The sequence below is a fragment of the Streptomyces orinoci genome (assembly GCF_003121295.1).
Lineage (GTDB): Bacteria > Actinomycetota > Actinomycetes > Streptomycetales > Streptomycetaceae > Streptomyces > Streptomyces orinoci.
On sequence record NZ_PHNC01000032.1, the window covers coordinates 20,127 to 34,516 of the forward strand.

The following is a 14,390-nucleotide window of genomic DNA, read 5'->3' on the forward strand; positions in this document are numbered from 1 at the left end:
AATGTTCTTCCTGCGCCGCCCGGGCGGGCCGAGAGGCCGGAGCGGGAGGCGCCAGCCGAGCAAGACCCCTTAAGGGGGGTCGAGTTCTGGTGGGGTATGGTGTAATTGGCAGCACGAGTGATTCTGGTTCACTTAGTCTAGGTTCGAGTCCTGGTACCCCAGCAAGAGAATTCACTGAATTTCTTTCGGATATATTCTCTTGGTGAATGCAGTGTCTAGCCCCCGTTGTGTAGCGGCCTAGCACGCCGCCCTCTCAAGGCGGTAGCGCCGGTTCGAATCCGGTCGGGGGTACAGATCCTGAATCGGCCACCATCCGTGAAATCGCGGAGGCGGCTTGACGGATCGCTAGGGCCCCCGTTGTGTAGCGGCCTAGCACGCCGCCCTCTCAAGGCGGTAGCGCCGGTTCGAATCCGGTCGGGGGTACTGGTTAACACCATGGGCTATGGTGTAATTGGCAGCACGAGTGATTCTGGTTCATTTAGTCTAGGTTCGAGTCCTGGTAGCCCAGCGCTGACTTTTCAAAGGTCCGCAACAAACAAAATACTTGCCCCCGTTGTGTAGCGGCCTAGCACGCCGCCCTCTCAAGGCGGTAGCGCCGGTTCGAATCCGGTCGGGGGTACAGAGAAAAAATGCCTCTCGCTTTGGCGGGGGGCATTTTTTTCGTCGCGGGCAGGTGCGCCCGCTGCCGCCCCATGCACCCTTCTGCTCGCGGGCCGGCCCGCCGCCATGATTCCGCGCATGGCACGTCCTGTGCCGCTAGCCGGTTACCTGCCAAACCTCCTTTGCCGACGCAGGAGTTGGGGCCAGGCCGGGTGCTGCCGGACGCCCGCACCGTGGCCGGGCCCGGGAGCGACGACGTGGGCCCACTCTCCATATGGCCCCGCTGGTCGTGGTCCGGACCCACCGCCCGCCAGGGCACGGTGGGACCGCCGCATGGCGCCAGTCAGACGCGGCTGCGCCGGGCCGCACCATGCACCGGCCGGGCCGCAGGGGAGCGAAGGCGCGCTGCCGGGAGCGTTATGGCCCTGGAAGCGCGCCAAACCGCCGTTGCGCCCCTCGCCAGGCCCCATGCCGCCCTGAACGGCGCGCGGGGGTCGGTGGGCGCTCCCCGGCCCGTTACGGGCCTTCCTACGGCACTCGACGGGCACGGCGGGGCGGCGGCCGCCGCCGAGGCAACCGGCGGTGTGCAAGGCGGCGGGCTGTGGCCGGCTGCCGACAGCGCCAAGGCGCTCTGGCGCCGGGGAGCGAGTCCTGGGCGCTCCGTGCGAGCCGGTGCGCTACGCGGCGGCGGGCGCGCCGCCTGGGGCACGGGGCGGCTCTGCGATACGCGGCTCAGCCGCGTGGGGCGCGGGCCCCCCGAAGGCCCGCGCGGAAGACACAACCGCCCAGGCGCCCCATGCGCGCACTCCAGGAGCCTCAGGCCCGCTTCGCGGCGAACCGGCGGGCGGACTCCTCCGCGTGCGCCAGCCGCCGCAAGCTCAGCAGGACCGGCTCATAGAGCACTGTCAGGGCCACCGCCGCCTCGATCTGCCCCTCCGGGGTGGGCTGTTTCTGCACCATGTCCAGGTCGGACACGGCCAGCTCGGCCGCCAGCCGCCCATAGGGCAGCAGATGTTCCACATCGCAGGGGTACCCCAGCCGGTTGAGCGCGGCCACCGAGGCGAGCAGGGTGCGGTAGGCGGGGGCGAACTCCGCCAGGGCGACCTCGGCATCCCAGCCCAGCCGGTCCAGCAGGGCCGCCACCGCCTCGCTTGCCGCCTGGTGCGCGGCGTCCTCCTCCATGGCCGCGGGCCCCTGGGGCAGTGCCCAGGTGGCCGCGCCCAGCCGCATGTGGTGGTCCAGGGACTCGTCCTCGGTGGCCGCGATCACCTCCCGGGCGGCGGCCACCGGCAGCTTGCCGATCTGGATCAGTGCCCGCACCAGGCGCAGCCGGCGCAGATGCCGCTCGTCGTACTCGGCCTGGGTGGCGGAGGTCCGGCGGCCGGGCTGGAGCAGGCCCTCGCGCAGGTAGTACTTGATCGTCGCGGTGGACACCCCGCTGTGTTCGCTCAGCTCGGCCAGTCGCACGCTCTTGCACCCTCCCTTGGAGACTGGCACTATCCAAGCATGGATAGCGCCGCTATCCAAAGGAGGGGAGTGTCATGTCCGCACGGCCGATTCCGGAACGCGTCACCGCCGCTGCCGAGGGGGAGGTGGTGGTTTTTCTGATCGGGATGCGGGTCAACCGCTGGCGATCGGTGCGGCACTGGCTGCCGGCGATGACCGCCATGCCGCGCATGCTCAGGGAGTTGTCCCGGGATCCGGACAGCGGTCTGCTGGGTTACCGGCTGCTCAGCGGCGGGCCGCGGGTCTACACCGTGGTGCAGTACTGGCGCTCGCGCGAGGAGCTGCTCGCCTATGCCGCCGATCCCGCGGCTCAACACCGCCCTGCCTGGGCGGACTTCAACCGCCGGGCGCGGCATGGGGCGGACAAGGTCGGTATCTGGCACGAGACTTACCTGGTGCCGGCCGGTTCGTATGAGTCCGTCTATGTGGGCATGCCGCTCTCCGGACTGGCTGCCGCCCATGGCGTGGAGCCGGTCGCGCGGCGCGGGGAACGCGCCGCCCAGCGTCTCAACTAGCCGCCGGGGGCGGCCCCATGCGGGCGTGGGGCGGCCGTTCCCGTATGCGGCTCCGCCGCATGGGGCGACCGGCCGCACAACGGCCCGCACCCGCAACCGGCCTTACGCACCCGCAACGCACCCGGAACGCGCTCCAGCGAACCCGCCCCCCAGCGCACCCGCACCCCGCGCTGGGGGCGCGCATAAGCATCACGCGCGCCCTCGTGCGCTCCGGGGCGCATGCCAGACCTAGCCGTTGCGCCGCAGCGCCTCCGTCAGCCGTGCCGCCGCGTCCAGTACCGCCTGCGCATGCATCCGGCCCGGGTGCCGGGTCAGCCGCTCGATCGGCCCGGAGACCGAGACCGCGGCGACCACCCGGTTGGACGGCCCGCGCACGGGGGCGGACACCGAGGCCACTCCCGGCTCCCGCTCGCCGATCGACTGTGCCCAGCCTCGCCGCCGCACCCCGGACAGCGCGGTCGCGGTGAAGCGGGCGCCCTGCAGCCCGCGGTGCAGCCGCTCCGGCTCCTCCCAGGCCATCAGCACCTGGGCGGCCGAGCCGGCCTTCATCGGCAGCGTGGAGCCCACCGGCACCGTGTCCCGCAATCCGGACAGCCGTTCCGCGGCCGCCACGCAGATCCGCATATCGCCCTGGCGCCGGTAGAGCTGGGCGCTCTCGCCGGTCACGTCCCGCAGGTGGGTCAGCACCGGCCCGGCGGTGGCCAGCAGCCGGTCCTCGCCGGCCGCCGCGGCCAGTTCGCTCAGCCGGGGGCCCAGGATGAACCGGCCCTGCATATCGCGGGCCACCATCCGATGGTGCTCCAGTGCCACCGCCAGCCGGTGTGCCGTCGGGCGCGCCAGCCCGGTGGCCGTCACCAGCCCGGCCAGCGTCGCCGGACCGGCCTCCAGGGCGCTGAGCACCAGAGCCGCCTTGTCGAGAACACCCACTCCGCTGGAGCCGCCGCCAGAATTGTCCATGTCAGGATCCTCGCGTCTCAGAGTGTGAAACGCAAGTCCAAATTCCGGCGCGAGGCGCCAACCTGTTGAGGGACAGCACTCACTCCAAGGGACATCGAGGGACAGCGATGGGACGGACACTGGCGGAGAAGGTCTGGGACGACCATGTCGTCACACGCGCCGAGGGCGAACCCGATCTGCTCTACATCGATCTGCACCTGCTGCACGAGGTCACCAGCCCGCAGGCCTTCGACGGGCTGCGCAAGTCCGGGCGCAAGGTCCGCCGCCTGGACCTGACCCTCGCCACCGAGGACCACAACACCCCCACCCTGGACATCGACAAGCCCATCGCAGACCCGGTCTCCCGCGTCCAGTTGGAGACGCTGCGCGCCAACTGCGCCGAATTCGGGGTGCGTCTGCACCCGCTGGGCGATGTGGAGCAGGGCGTGGTCCATGTGGTGGGACCGCAACTGGGACTCACCCAGCCGGGCACCACGGTGGTGTGCGGGGACAGCCACACCTCCACCCATGGCGCCTTCGGCGCGCTGGCCTTCGGCATCGGCACCAGCCAGGTCGAGCATGTACTGGCCACCCAGACGCTGCCGATGGCCCCGTTCAAGACCATGGCGGTCACCGTGCAAGGCGAACTGCCCGCCGGGGTCACGGCCAAGGATTTGATCCTGGCGGTGATCGCGCGCATCGGCACCGGCGGCGGACAGGGCCATGTGATCGAGTACCGCGGCCCGGCCATCGAGAAGCTGTCGATGGAGGCGCGGATGACCGTGTGCAACATGTCCATCGAGGCCGGCGCCCGGGCCGGGATGATCGCCCCGGACGAGACCACCTTCGCCTATCTCAAGGACCGTCCGCACGCCCCCCGGGGCGCCGACTGGGACGCGGCGGTCGCCTACTGGCGCACCCTGCGCACCGACGACGACGCGGTCTTCGACCGTGAGGTGGTCATCGACGCCTCCGAACTCTCCCCGTTCGTCACCTGGGGCACCAACCCCGGCCAGGGCGCCCCGCTGTCGGCCGCCGTCCCGGACCCCGCCTCCTACACCGACCCCTCCGAGCGCCAGGCAGCGGAACGGGCCCTGGAATACATGGGTTTGACGGTAGGTCAGCCGCTGCGGGACATCCGGGTGGACACCGTCTTCGTGGGTTCGTGCACCAACGGCCGTATCGAGGACCTGCGAGCCGCGGCCGAGGTGCTGCGCGGCCGTTCGGTGGCGGAGGGAGTGCGGATGCTGGTGGTGCCCGGTTCGGTACGGGTGGCACTGCAGGCCATGGCGGAGGGCCTGGACAAGGTGTTCACCGAATCCGGAGCCGAGTGGCGGCACGCCGGCTGTTCGATGTGCCTGGGCATGAACCCCGACCAACTCGCCCCGGGCGAACGGTCGGCGTCCACCTCCAACCGCAACTTCGAGGGCCGGCAAGGCAAGGGCGGCCGTACCCACCTGGTCTCGCCCCAGGTCGCCGCCGCCACCGCGGTGCTCGGCCACCTGGCCTCGCCCGCCGACCTGATCACCGACCCGGCCCTGGCCGCCTGACGCGCAGAGCACCTTACCGCAGCCCATGGGGCCGCGAAGAGGGAAGGAAGACCGACGACATGGAAGCTTTCACCACCCACACCGGCCGGGCCGTACCGCTGCGCCGCAGCAATGTGGACACCGACCAGATCATCCCCGCGCACTGGCTGAAGAAGGTCACCCGCGACGGTTTCGAGGACGGACTCTTCGAGGCCTGGCGCAAGGACGCGGAGTTCGTGCTCAACCGGCCCGAACACGCGGGCGCCACGGTGCTGGTGGCCGGACCCGACTTCGGCACCGGCTCCTCCCGCGAACACGCCGTCTGGGCGCTGCAGAACTACGGCTTCAAGGCGGTCGTCTCCGCCCGCTTCGCCGACATCTTCCGCGGCAACTCGCTGAAGAACGGCCTGCTGACGGTGGTCCTGCCGCAGGAGACCGTGGAGCGGCTGTGGACGCTCATCGAGCACGACCCCACCACGGAGGTCACCGTGGACCTGCTCGCCCGCCAGGTGCGCGCCGGCTCCATCACGGCTGATTTCGACCTTGACGAGAACGCCCGACAGCGACTCCTGGAAGGGCTGGACGACATCGACCTGACCCTCCGGAGGGAGGCGGACATCGCCGCGTACGAGGCCCGGCGACCGTCCTTCAAACCGGCCACCGCCCAGGTGTGAAGCGGGTTTTCACCCCCATTCGGCCCAGTCGGCCACGGCGGATCCGACCCCGGATTTTCGCTGTTCGCCCAGGGTTTGACATGATGCGCCCCCTGTCTTCGGACAGGGGGCGCAGCGCTTGTTGAGGCCCCGTGAGGCGACAACTCGCCTCAGATGGCACAATCGGTGCATGGAACGCGACAGCCAACTCGAGCTCTACCGGCTCGTCGCGGACCGGCTCAAGGAAGCGCACTCCCGGGTGCGCACACTGCAAGTCCCGGAGGGCGTACGGATGGCGCTGTCCCGGAAGCTGTTGGCCATCACGGCCGCGGCGAAGCACGATCTCTCAGGCGCGGCAAGGCGTCTGGACCGGCTGATGAACGACCTCGACGAGGGCCGTTTCCCTTCCGAACGCGGCACCGACGGAACTCCGTGATGAGTCGGATTCGTTGCGGCACAAGGGTGATTAGACCGTTTCGTGTTTGATTTGCGGTATATATCTGCCTAACGTGCGAAAACGCTGGAACAATTCCAGCAAAGTCTCCGAAGGGGAAGACGTGAACAAGGCGCAGCTCGTTGAAGCGATTGCCGACAAGGTCGGTGGCCGTCAGCAGGCCTCCGACGCCGTCGATGCCGTACTCGACGCGATTGTCCGGGCCGTTGTGGCCGGCGACCGCGTATCGGTCACCGGTTTCGGCTCGTTCGAGAAGGTTGACCGCCCGGCCCGCTACGCCCGCAACCCGCAGACCGGTGAGCGCGTGCGGGTCAAGAAGACCTCGGTGCCCCGCTTCCGCGCGGGCCAGGGCTTCAAGGACCTGGTCGCCGGCACCAAGAAGCTGCCGAAGGGCGATGAGGTCGCGGTCAAGAAGGCGCCCAAGGGCAGCCTTTCCGGTGCGAAGCCCACGGTGAAGAAGGCCGCCGCGAAGAAGGCCACCGCCGCGAAGAAGGCCACCGCCAAGAAGACCACGGCGAAGAAGGCCGCTCCGGCGAAGGCCGCGGCGAAGAAGACCACCGCCAAGAAGGCGGCACCGGCGAAGGCCGCGGCGAAGAAGACCACCGCCAAGAAGGCCGCCCCGGCCAAGGCCACCGCCAAGAAGGCCACCGCCAAGAAGACCACGGCGAAGAAGACGGCGCCCGCCAAGAAGACGGCCGCGCGCAAGACCACCGCCAAGAAGACGACGGCCCGCAAGAAGTAACGGCTGCGCGGCGGCGTACACACGCCGGGCCGGGCTCCCCTCGGGGAGCCCGGCCCGCGGTGTTTGTGCAACGGTCCGGTGCTCTGCCCGGTTGCCCGCCAAGGGGGTTGGCCGGTGCGGATCCGCCGGCCGGCGAACGGCATTGGCCGGCAAAGAGCGTTGCCCGGCAAAGAGCGTTGTCCGACAGAGGCCACCGCCCGGCATGGGGCGTCGGCCGGCGCAGAGTGCTTGCCGGTAAAAGGCGTTGAACGGCCCCTGGCGGACCTCAGAGGGTCTGCAGCGTGACCAGGGTCACCCGGCGGCCGGAAGGGCCGCCTCCGGGCGTCTCGGGCGATTCCCCGCCCTCTTCCCCGCCCTCTTCCTCGCACTCGATGCGCACCCGCTGTCCCGGGCGCAGCAGCAGCAGGCCGCCCGCGTCAAAGGCCGCCGCGTCGAACGGCAGCGGGGTGCCGTCGTCCAGCAGCACGCTGCCGGTGCGGGTTTCGGGGTCGTAGGTGTAGGCGGTGCCCTGCATGGCAGCAGCTTAGGCCAGGCTCGCGGCGAGGGCCGCGGTGCGCGGGCCGACCCCCAGGTCCAGCGCGGTGCGCAAATCCGCCTCGGTATCCACGTCCTGGCGCACCGATTCGACTCCGGACAGCTCGATCTCCCGGGCGCCGGACGCCCGGTGGCGCTGCCGGGAGCGGCCCTCGAAGGCCGGGGCCAAAGCGTTTCCGGGACCCGCCGCCAGCAAGGTCGTCCCGATTCCGGCGGCGTCGGCGAGAAATGCGCGCGGAAATTCCGCGGCGCAGTCGAGCACCCGGCCGAGTTCCGCCGGGCGCAGCGCCGGAAGGTCCGCGTTCAGCGTGGCCACGGCGGAATGCGGCCACCGGGCGCGGACGGCGCGCGCCCCGTGCGCCAGTGCCGCGTTGAGCCCGCCGCCGGGCGGCTCGGCCACCGTCCAGGCGCCGATCGCGGCCAGTTCGGCGGCCGCCCGTTCATCGCCCGTGACAACCGCCACATCCCGCACCACGCCACAGGACAGCGCCGCTGCGACGGTGTCCAGGGCAAAGGCCAGGGCAAGCGCGGAGCGCGGCATGGGGCGCGCGGTGCCCGCCAGGCGGCTCTTGGCCAGGGCCAGCGGCTTCAGCGGCACCACCAGGCTCCATGCCACCTGCGCCCCCTCTCCTTGTGTCGGCCCCATTGTCACCCGCTGCCGCGGCCGCCGGGGGAGCGCGGGGTTACGGTGTTCTCGACAGACCGGGTACCTGGGGCGACACTTGTCCGGCCCCCGGGTGAGCCGCAGACCCGCGGAAGCTTCCAGGTCCCAAGAGAAGGGTGTCCGAGTGTCCCGCCACAGAATCGGCTTCTGGTACCGCTTTGCCGCGGTGTTGGCAAAACCGCCGCTTGTGGTTCTCTTCAAGCGGGACTGGCGGGGAATGGAGCACATTCCGGCCGACGGCGGATTCATTACCGCGGTCAACCACAACTCCTATCTGGACCCGCTCTCCTACGCCCACTACCAGTACAACACCGGCCGGGTGCCCCGCTTCCTGGCCAAGGCCGGGCTGTTCAAGGGCAGCTTTGTGGGCACCGTGCTGCGCGGCACCGGACAGATCCCCGTCTACCGCGAGACCACCGACGCCGCCAACGCCTTCCGCGCCGCGGTGGACGCCATCAACAAGGGCGAGTGCGTTGCCTTCTACCCCGAGGGCACCCTGACCCGCGACCCGGAGATGTGGCCCATGGAGGGCAAGACCGGGGCCGCCCGGGTCGCCCTGCTCACCAGGGCGCCGGTGATCCCCGTCGCCCAGTGGGGCGCCAACGAGGCCATGCCGCCGTACGCCAAGGAGAAAAAGCTCCGGCTCTTCCCGCGCAAGACCCTCAAGGTGCTGGCCGGGCCGCCGGTGGACCTCTCCGCGTACTACGACAAGGAACCCACCGCCGAGGTGCTGCGCGAGGCCACCGAGCGGATCATGGCCGCCATCACCGAACTGCTCGCCGAACTCCGCGGCGAGCCCGCGCCCGCAGAACCGTACAACCACCGCAAGGCCGTCGCCGCCGCCCGCAGGAAGACCGACGAAACCGGCAACAAGGCCGGGGAGGACACCAAGTGACGCGCTGCGCCGTCTTCGGCACCGGTTCCTGGGGCACGGCCTTCGCGATGATCCTCGCCGACGCCGGCTGCCGGGTGACCATGTGGGGCCGCCGGGCCGAGGTGGTCGAGGCCGTCAACACCGGCCATGGCAACCCCGACTACCTCCCCGGTGTCGAACTCCCCCCCGCCGTAACGGCCACCACCGACCCCGCCGAGGCGGCCGCCGGCGCCGACTTCACCGTGCTCGCCGTGCCCTCGCAGACCCTGCGCCGGAACCTCACCGGCTGGGTGCCGCTGCTGGCCCCGGACACCGTGCTGGTCTCCCTGATGAAGGGCATCGAACTCGGCACCGCCAAGCGGATGAGCGAGGTGATCGAGGAGGTCGCCAAGGTCACACCGGACCGGGTGGCGGTGCTCACCGGCCCCAACCTCGCCAAGGAGATCGCGGCCCGCCAGCCGGCCGCCGCGGTGGTCGCCTGCAGCGACGAGTCGGTGGCCACCAGGCTCCAGGCGGCCTGCCACACCGCGTACTTCCGCCCGTACACCAACACCGACGTGGTGGGCTGTGAACTCGGCGGCGCGGTCAAGAATGTGATCGCGCTGGCGGTGGGCATCGCCGACGGCATGGGGCTGGGCGACAACGCCAAGGCCTCGCTGATCACCCGGGGCCTGGCCGAGACCACCCGGCTGGGACTGGCGATGGGCGCCGACGCGCACACCTTCGCCGGCCTTGCGGGCATGGGCGACCTGGTCGCCACCTGCTCCTCGCCGCTGTCCCGCAACCACACCTTCGGCGCCAACCTCGGCCGCGGGATGAGCCTGGAGGAGACCATCGCGGTCACCCGGCAGACCGCCGAGGGCGTCAAGTCCTGTGAATCCGTGCTGGATCTGGCCAGAAGGCACCATGTCGATATGCCGATCACCGAGACCGTGGTGGGCATCGTGCACGAGGGCAAGCCGCCCATGGTGGCGCTCAAGGAGCTGATGTCGCGCAGCGCCAAGCCCGAGCGGCACTGAAACACCCTCCGGCGCAAGGTAGTCTCAACGCGATATGAGCAGCGAGACCTCCTCCCAGAGCCCCGAGCGGAAGCCGCGCGTCGCGGTGGTCTTCGGCGGCCGCAGTTCCGAGCACGCCATCTCCGTGGTCACCGCGGGCGCCGTGCTGAGCGCCATCGACCGGTCCAAGTACGACGTGCTGCCGATCGGCATTACCAGCGACGGGCGTTGGGCGCTGACCGCCGACGCGCCCGAGCGGATGGCCATCGCCGACCGGGCGTTGCCCAGCGTCGAGCAGCTCGCCGAGTCGCCCGAGGGCGAAGTGCTGCTGCCCGTCGCCCCGTCCAGCCGCGAGGTCGTCTACTCCGAACCCGGCGCCGTGCCCAAGGCGCTGGGCGAGGTGGATGTCGTCTTCCCGATGCTGCACGGCCCCTACGGCGAGGACGGCACCCTGCAGGGCATGCTGGAACTGGCCGGCATCCCCTACGTCGGGGCCGGGGTGCTGGCCTCGGCGGTCGGCCAGGACAAGGAGTACATGAAGCGGATCTTCATCTCCTACGGGCTGCCGGTCGGCCCGTACGAGGTGATCCGCCCGCGCGAGTGGCAAAACGATCCGTCGGCCGCCCGCCGCAAGATCGTGGACTTCGCCGGTGAGCATGGCTGGCCGCTGTTCATCAAGCCCGCCCGCGCCGGTTCGTCCATCGGTATCACCAAGGTGGACGACCTCTCCGGTCTGGACGAGGCCATCGCCGAGGCGCAGCGCCACGACCCCAAGATCCTGGTCGAGGCGCTGGTGCGCGGGCGTGAAATCGAGTGCGGGGTGCTGGAGTTCGAGGACGGGCCGCGGGCCAGCGTGCCGGCCGAGATCCCGCCGGTCGCCGCGCACGACTTCTACGACTTCGAGGCCAAGTACATCGACTCCGCCTCCGGCATCGTGCCCGCCCCGCTGAGCGAGGAGCAGACCCGCCGGGTAAGGGAGTTGGCGGTGCAGGCCTTCGAGGCCACCTCCTGCGAGGGCCTGGTGCGCGCCGACTTCTTCCTCACCGAGGAAGGCGAGTTCGTGATCAACGAGATCAACACCATGCCCGGATTCACCCCGATCTCCATGTACCCGCGCATGTGGCAGGAGACCGGCGTGAGTTACCCCGAGCTGGTGGACCGGCTGATCCAGGCGGCGCTGCGCCGCTCCACGGGGCTGCGCTGAGCCTCAGCCGGTGCTTTCGGCGGGCACCGTCCGGTTGACGGCGGCGGCGAGGTCGGTCAGGGCACTCATGTCGCCGCCGTCACCGGTGATCTTCTTCGGCAGGGTGACCTCGATATACACCGGCCGCAGCGAGGTGGTGCAGCGCACGGAGCCGTCGGAGAGCCGCTCCGGTGCCCAGTCCACGCCGTCGATCTCCGCGGACTGGGTGGTCACCTTGTCGAACATGGCCGGGCGCGGCACCCCGCAGCGCAGGCTGATCCGGTCACCGTTGCCGCCCCAGGCGGCGGTGAACTCCGAAGAGGTGTCCTGCCTCGGCAGGCCGCCCACCGTCCGCGGCAGCGCCCCGTGCAGCGCCCGGCACAGCTGCGCCTGGTGCCCGGACGGCGTGGGGGCCGCCGGGGCCGCCCGGTCCTGCGAGGAGCAGCCGGCGGCCCCGAGCAGCAGGACTGCGGCGGACAGGCCGAGCGGCCGGCGGAGCGAAGACTTCACCGGCCGAGCATACGGGGGAGCTAGATGTGGACCACCGGGCAGGTCAGGGTCCGGGTGATGCCCTCGACCTGCTGCACCTTGGCCACCACCATGCGGCCCAGCGCGTCCACGGTGTCGGCCTGGGCACGGACGATGACGTCATAGGGACCGGTGACGTCCTCGGCCTGGATCACGCCGGCGATCTTGGAGATGACTTCGGCCACGGTCGACGCCTTGCCGACCTCGGTCTGGATCAGGATGTACGCCTGTACCACGGAACCTCCAGGGCGGCTACGAGGATCATGTGGGGAGAAGAGACGCCACCGTACCGCGCCACCCCATGGCGCGGGGAGACCCGCGCTGCCTGTGGCGCGGCCGGGGCGCGAACCGAGACTCCGAGGAGGAGCACAGTGAAAGGCACCGTCGGCGAGCTGGGGGAGTTCGGGCTCATCAAGGAGCTGACCTCCCGGCTCACCACCACCCCGGCGGTCCGCCTGGGGCCCGGGGACGACGCGGCGGTCGTCGCGGCGCCCGACCGCAGGGTCGTGGCCAGTACCGATGTGCTCCTGGAGGGGCGGCACTTCCGCCGTGACTGGTCCACCGCCTATGACGTCGGCCGCAAGGCCGCCGCCCAGAACCTGGCGGACATCGCCGCCATGGGGGCGGTGCCCACCGCCGTGCTGCTGGCCCTGGTGGTGCCCGCCGAACTGCCCGCCACCTGGCCGGTGGAGCTGATGGACGGCATCCGCGACGAGTGCCAGGTGGCCGGCGCCGCGGTGGTCGGCGGGGACGTGGTGCGCGGGGAGACCATCACCGTCTCCATCACGGCCCTGGGCGACCTGCGCAACCATGAGCCGGTCACCCGGGCCGGGGCCCAGCCCGGCGACGTGGTGGCGGTCACCGGCTGGCTGGGCTGGTCCGCGGCGGGCCTGGCGGTGCTCTCCCGGGGCTTCCGCTCACCCCGCGCCTTCGTCGAGGCCCACCGCCGGCCCGAGCCGCCGTACCACGCCGGACCGGCCGCCGCCTCGCTGGGCGCCACCGCCATGACCGATGTCAGCGACGGCCTCATCGCCGACCTCGGGCATATCGCCGAGGCCAGCAAGGTCCGTATCGATCTGCGCACCGCGGCCATAGACGTACCGACCCAGATGTCCGACATCGGCCAGGCGGTCGGCGTGGACCCCATGCAGTGGGTGCTCACCGGCGGGGAGGACCACGCCATCGTGGCCACCTTCCCCGCCGATGTGAAGCTTCCGGCGCGCTGGAAGGTCATCGGCGAGGTGGTCAACCCCTCCGCGCTGCCCCAGGTGACCGTGGACGGCGCCCCATGGGACCGGGCGGGCGGCTGGGACCACTTCGGCGACCAGGAGGGCGAGGAGTAGGGCCGCCGGGGGGCGAGGAGTAGGGTCGCCGGTCATGCGCACCCCTCCCACCGTGCTGACCGTCGCCGGCTCCGACTCCGGCGGCGGCGCGGGCATCCAGGCCGACCTCAAGACCATGCAGGCGTTCGGGGTGCACGGGATGAGCGTGATCACCGCGGTCACCGCGCAGAACTCCCTGGGCGTCCAGGGCACCTGGCCGCTGCCCGAGGAGGCGGTACGGGCCCAGTTCCGCAGCGTGGTGGACGACATCGGGGTACGGGCCGTCAAGACCGGCATGCTGGCCTCCGCCGGCCTGGTGCGCACCGTGGCCGCCCTGCTGGCGGAGACCGGCGCCCCGGTGGTGGTCGATCCGGTGGGCGTCTCCAAGCACGGCGACGCCCTGCTGGCCGCCTCCGCCCGGGCGGCGGTCCGCGAGGAGCTGCTGCCCCGCGCCACCGTGGCCACCCCCAACCTGGACGAGGTCGCCTGGCTGACCGGGGTGCGGGCGCGCACCGAGGCGGACCTGCCCGCCGCCGCCGAGGCGGTGCTGGCCTGCGGGCCGCGCTGGGTGCTGGTCAAGGGCGGCCATCTGGCCGGGGACGAGGACGCGGTGGACCTGCTCACCGACGGCACGGAGCGGCACTGGCTGCGCTCCCCGCGGCTGGCCAACCGGCATACCCATGGCACCGGCTGCACCCTGGCCAGCGCGGTGGCATCCGGGCTGGCGCTGGGGCGCACCGTCCCGGAGGCGGTGGCGGCGGCCAAGGAGTACGTCACCGGCGCCATCGCCGGCGGCTTTCCGCTGGGCGGGGGCATCGGTCCGGTGGACCATGGCTGGCGCGCACGCTGAACGGGGCGGTGCCGGGGCATGGGGCAAAGGGCCGGGGCATGGGGCGTGGTGCCGGGGCGCGGGCGCGAGTCAAAAGGGCCCGGGCATGAGGCGAACTGCCGGGGCGCGGGCGGCATGCCGGAGCACGCCGGGGCACGCAACAAAGCCGGTTCACCTCACGGTGAACCGGCTTTCGCAACCGGAGGCTGCGCTACGCGTTAGCGCTCGACCTTGCCGGCCTTGATGCACGAGGTGCAGACGTTGAGCCGCTTCGGCGTCGCACCGACCTTAGCGCGCACCCGCTGAATGTTGGGGTTCCAACGGCGGGAGGTACGGCGGTGCGAGTGCGAAATGCTGTTGCCGAAGCCCGGCCCCTTGCCGCAGACGTCGCAGTTGGCAGCCACGGGTTACTCCAAAGACGGGTCACCCCCGCTCACGCGGAGACGACAGGCACGTACGGTGAATCCCTGCGTACCGAGATCTCAGTGAGTGACCGGCATTGTCAGGGGGATTGGCCTGACTT

The 14,390-nt window shown here is 71.0% G+C and carries 17 protein-coding genes and 5 tRNA genes; 15 read left to right on the plus strand and 7 right to left on the minus strand.

Going from position 1 to position 14,390, the window contains the following annotated elements; genetic code table 11:
- The first annotated feature begins 90 nt into the window (after positions 1-90).
- The 5 genes from CV755_RS30445 to CV755_RS30465 all read left to right on the plus strand — a co-directional run bounded on the left by CV755_RS30445 (position 91) and on the right by CV755_RS30465 (position 619).
- A tRNA-Gln gene (locus CV755_RS30445) sits at positions 91-162 on the plus strand.
- Positions 163-218: 56 nt separating this feature from the next.
- Positions 219-291 (plus strand) — tRNA-Glu (locus CV755_RS30450).
- A gap of 59 nt (positions 292-350) precedes the next feature.
- Positions 351-423: transfer RNA gene (locus tag CV755_RS30455), tRNA-Glu, on the plus strand.
- Between the two features lie 13 nt (positions 424-436).
- Positions 437-508, plus strand: a tRNA-Gln gene (locus CV755_RS30460).
- Between the two features lie 38 nt (positions 509-546).
- Positions 547-619 (plus strand) — tRNA-Glu (locus CV755_RS30465).
- A gap of 797 nt (positions 620-1,416) precedes the next feature.
- Here CV755_RS30465 and CV755_RS30470 read toward each other — a convergent pair.
- A complete protein-coding gene (locus CV755_RS30470) occupies positions 1,417-2,067 on the minus strand; it encodes a MerR family transcriptional regulator (protein WP_193553520.1) in 651 nt (216 codons plus the stop codon).
- Positions 2,068-2,141: 74 nt separating this feature from the next.
- On the opposite strand from CV755_RS30470, the gene CV755_RS30475 reads away from it, so the two are divergent.
- On the plus strand, positions 2,142-2,621 hold the full coding sequence (locus CV755_RS30475) for a DUF4188 domain-containing protein (RefSeq protein WP_109283664.1): 480 nt from the start codon (positions 2,142-2,144) through the stop codon (positions 2,619-2,621).
- A 228-nt stretch (positions 2,622-2,849) separates the two neighbouring features.
- Here CV755_RS30475 and ndgR read toward each other — a convergent pair whose 3' ends face one another.
- A complete protein-coding gene (gene ndgR / locus CV755_RS30480) occupies positions 2,850-3,578 on the minus strand; it encodes an IclR family transcriptional regulator NdgR (protein ID WP_109283666.1) in 729 nt (242 codons plus the stop codon).
- Positions 3,579-3,685: 107 nt separating this feature from the next.
- On the opposite strand from ndgR, the gene leuC reads away from it, so the two are divergent.
- The 4 genes from leuC to CV755_RS30500 all read left to right on the plus strand — a co-directional run bounded on the left by leuC (position 3,686) and on the right by CV755_RS30500 (position 6,935).
- The gene (gene leuC, locus CV755_RS30485) at positions 3,686-5,107 is read left to right on the plus strand and encodes a 3-isopropylmalate dehydratase large subunit (protein WP_109283668.1); all 1,422 of its coding nucleotides are present in this window, start codon (positions 3,686-3,688) and stop codon (positions 5,105-5,107) included.
- A gap of 59 nt (positions 5,108-5,166) precedes the next feature.
- Positions 5,167-5,760 (plus strand): 3-isopropylmalate dehydratase small subunit, encoded by a 594-nt coding sequence (leuD, locus tag CV755_RS30490; RefSeq protein ID WP_109283670.1) that lies wholly within the window; start codon positions 5,167-5,169, stop codon positions 5,758-5,760.
- A 169-nt stretch (positions 5,761-5,929) separates the two neighbouring features.
- The gene (locus CV755_RS30495; protein ID WP_109283672.1) at positions 5,930-6,175 is read left to right on the plus strand and encodes an SCO5555 family protein; all 246 of its coding nucleotides are present in this window, start codon (positions 5,930-5,932) and stop codon (positions 6,173-6,175) included.
- Between the two features lie 121 nt (positions 6,176-6,296).
- Entirely contained in the window at positions 6,297-6,935 is a 639-nt protein-coding gene (locus CV755_RS30500; protein WP_109283674.1) for an HU family DNA-binding protein, read from the plus strand.
- Positions 6,936-7,200: 265 nt separating this feature from the next.
- On the opposite strand, the gene CV755_RS30505 is transcribed toward CV755_RS30500, so the two are convergent.
- Together CV755_RS30505 and cofC are read right to left on the minus strand one after the other, a co-directional pair.
- Positions 7,201-7,449, minus strand: a complete 249-nt coding sequence (locus CV755_RS30505) for a hypothetical protein (RefSeq protein ID WP_109283677.1) — start codon at positions 7,447-7,449, stop codon at positions 7,201-7,203.
- Positions 7,450-7,458: 9 nt separating this feature from the next.
- On the minus strand, positions 7,459-8,085 hold the full coding sequence (cofC, locus tag CV755_RS30510) for a 2-phospho-L-lactate guanylyltransferase (RefSeq protein WP_109283679.1): 627 nt from the start codon (positions 8,083-8,085) through the stop codon (positions 7,459-7,461).
- Positions 8,086-8,257: 172 nt separating this feature from the next.
- Here cofC and CV755_RS30515 point away from each other — a divergent pair, with 172 nt between their 5' ends.
- From CV755_RS30515 to CV755_RS30525, 3 genes are read left to right on the plus strand one after another with little or no spacing between them, the layout of a single operon-like run.
- Positions 8,258-9,028 carry a lysophospholipid acyltransferase family protein gene (locus CV755_RS30515; protein ID WP_109283681.1) on the plus strand — a complete coding sequence of 257 codons (771 nt, stop codon included), beginning with the start codon at positions 8,258-8,260 and terminating at the stop codon, positions 9,026-9,028.
- Entirely contained in the window at positions 9,025-10,026 is a 1,002-nt protein-coding gene (locus CV755_RS30520) for an NAD(P)H-dependent glycerol-3-phosphate dehydrogenase (RefSeq protein ID WP_109283683.1), read from the plus strand. The genes CV755_RS30515 and CV755_RS30520 overlap by 4 nt, the downstream gene beginning before the upstream one ends.
- A 34-nt stretch (positions 10,027-10,060) precedes the next feature.
- A complete protein-coding gene (locus CV755_RS30525; RefSeq protein WP_109283685.1) occupies positions 10,061-11,209 on the plus strand; it encodes a D-alanine--D-alanine ligase family protein in 1,149 nt (382 codons plus the stop codon).
- A 3-nt stretch (positions 11,210-11,212) separates the two neighbouring features.
- Here the strand turns inward: CV755_RS30525 and CV755_RS30530 are convergent, their stop codons facing one another.
- Complete coding sequence (locus tag CV755_RS30530) at positions 11,213-11,698, minus strand: DUF3515 domain-containing protein (protein ID WP_109283687.1); 486 nt, start codon at positions 11,696-11,698, stop codon at positions 11,213-11,215.
- A gap of 20 nt (positions 11,699-11,718) precedes the next feature.
- Positions 11,719-11,952: an Lrp/AsnC ligand binding domain-containing protein gene (locus tag CV755_RS30535; RefSeq protein WP_109283689.1), complete on the minus strand. Its 234-nt coding sequence runs from the start codon at positions 11,950-11,952 to the stop codon at positions 11,719-11,721.
- Between the two features lie 135 nt (positions 11,953-12,087).
- On the opposite strand from CV755_RS30535, the gene CV755_RS30540 reads away from it, so the two are divergent.
- Complete coding sequence (locus tag CV755_RS30540) at positions 12,088-13,059, plus strand: thiamine-phosphate kinase (RefSeq protein ID WP_109283691.1); 972 nt, start codon at positions 12,088-12,090, stop codon at positions 13,057-13,059.
- Between the two features lie 34 nt (positions 13,060-13,093).
- Positions 13,094-13,888, plus strand: coding sequence for a bifunctional hydroxymethylpyrimidine kinase/phosphomethylpyrimidine kinase (gene thiD, locus CV755_RS30545; RefSeq protein WP_109283693.1), 795 nt, complete (start codon positions 13,094-13,096; stop codon positions 13,886-13,888).
- A 197-nt stretch (positions 13,889-14,085) separates the two neighbouring features.
- Here the strand turns inward: thiD and rpmB are convergent, their stop codons facing one another.
- Complete coding sequence (gene rpmB, locus CV755_RS30550; protein WP_109283695.1) at positions 14,086-14,271, minus strand: 50S ribosomal protein L28; 186 nt, start codon at positions 14,269-14,271, stop codon at positions 14,086-14,088.
- Positions 14,272-14,390 lie beyond the last annotated feature (119 nt).

What these genes read in the sequence shown, in the direction of transcription:
- CV755_RS30525 (WP_109283685.1), top strand. Translation starts at nt 10,061, where the DNA reads ATGAGCAGCGAGACCTCCTCCCAGAGCCCCGAGCGGAAGCCGCGCGTC.
- thiD (WP_109283693.1), top strand. Translation starts at nt 13,094, where the DNA reads ATGCGCACCCCTCCCACCGTGCTGACCGTCGCCGGCTCCGACTCCGGC.
- leuD (WP_109283670.1), top strand. Translation starts at nt 5,167, where the DNA reads ATGGAAGCTTTCACCACCCACACCGGCCGGGCCGTACCGCTGCGCCGC.
- leuC (WP_109283668.1), top strand. Translation starts at nt 3,686, where the DNA reads ATGGGACGGACACTGGCGGAGAAGGTCTGGGACGACCATGTCGTCACA.
- CV755_RS30495 (WP_109283672.1), top strand. Translation starts at nt 5,930, where the DNA reads ATGGAACGCGACAGCCAACTCGAGCTCTACCGGCTCGTCGCGGACCGG.
- CV755_RS30505 (WP_109283677.1), bottom strand. Translation starts at nt 7,449, where the DNA reads ATGCAGGGCACCGCCTACACCTACGACCCCGAAACCCGCACCGGCAGC.
- ndgR (WP_109283666.1), bottom strand. Translation starts at nt 3,578, where the DNA reads ATGGACAATTCTGGCGGCGGCTCCAGCGGAGTGGGTGTTCTCGACAAG.
- CV755_RS30475 (WP_109283664.1), top strand. Translation starts at nt 2,142, where the DNA reads ATGTCCGCACGGCCGATTCCGGAACGCGTCACCGCCGCTGCCGAGGGG.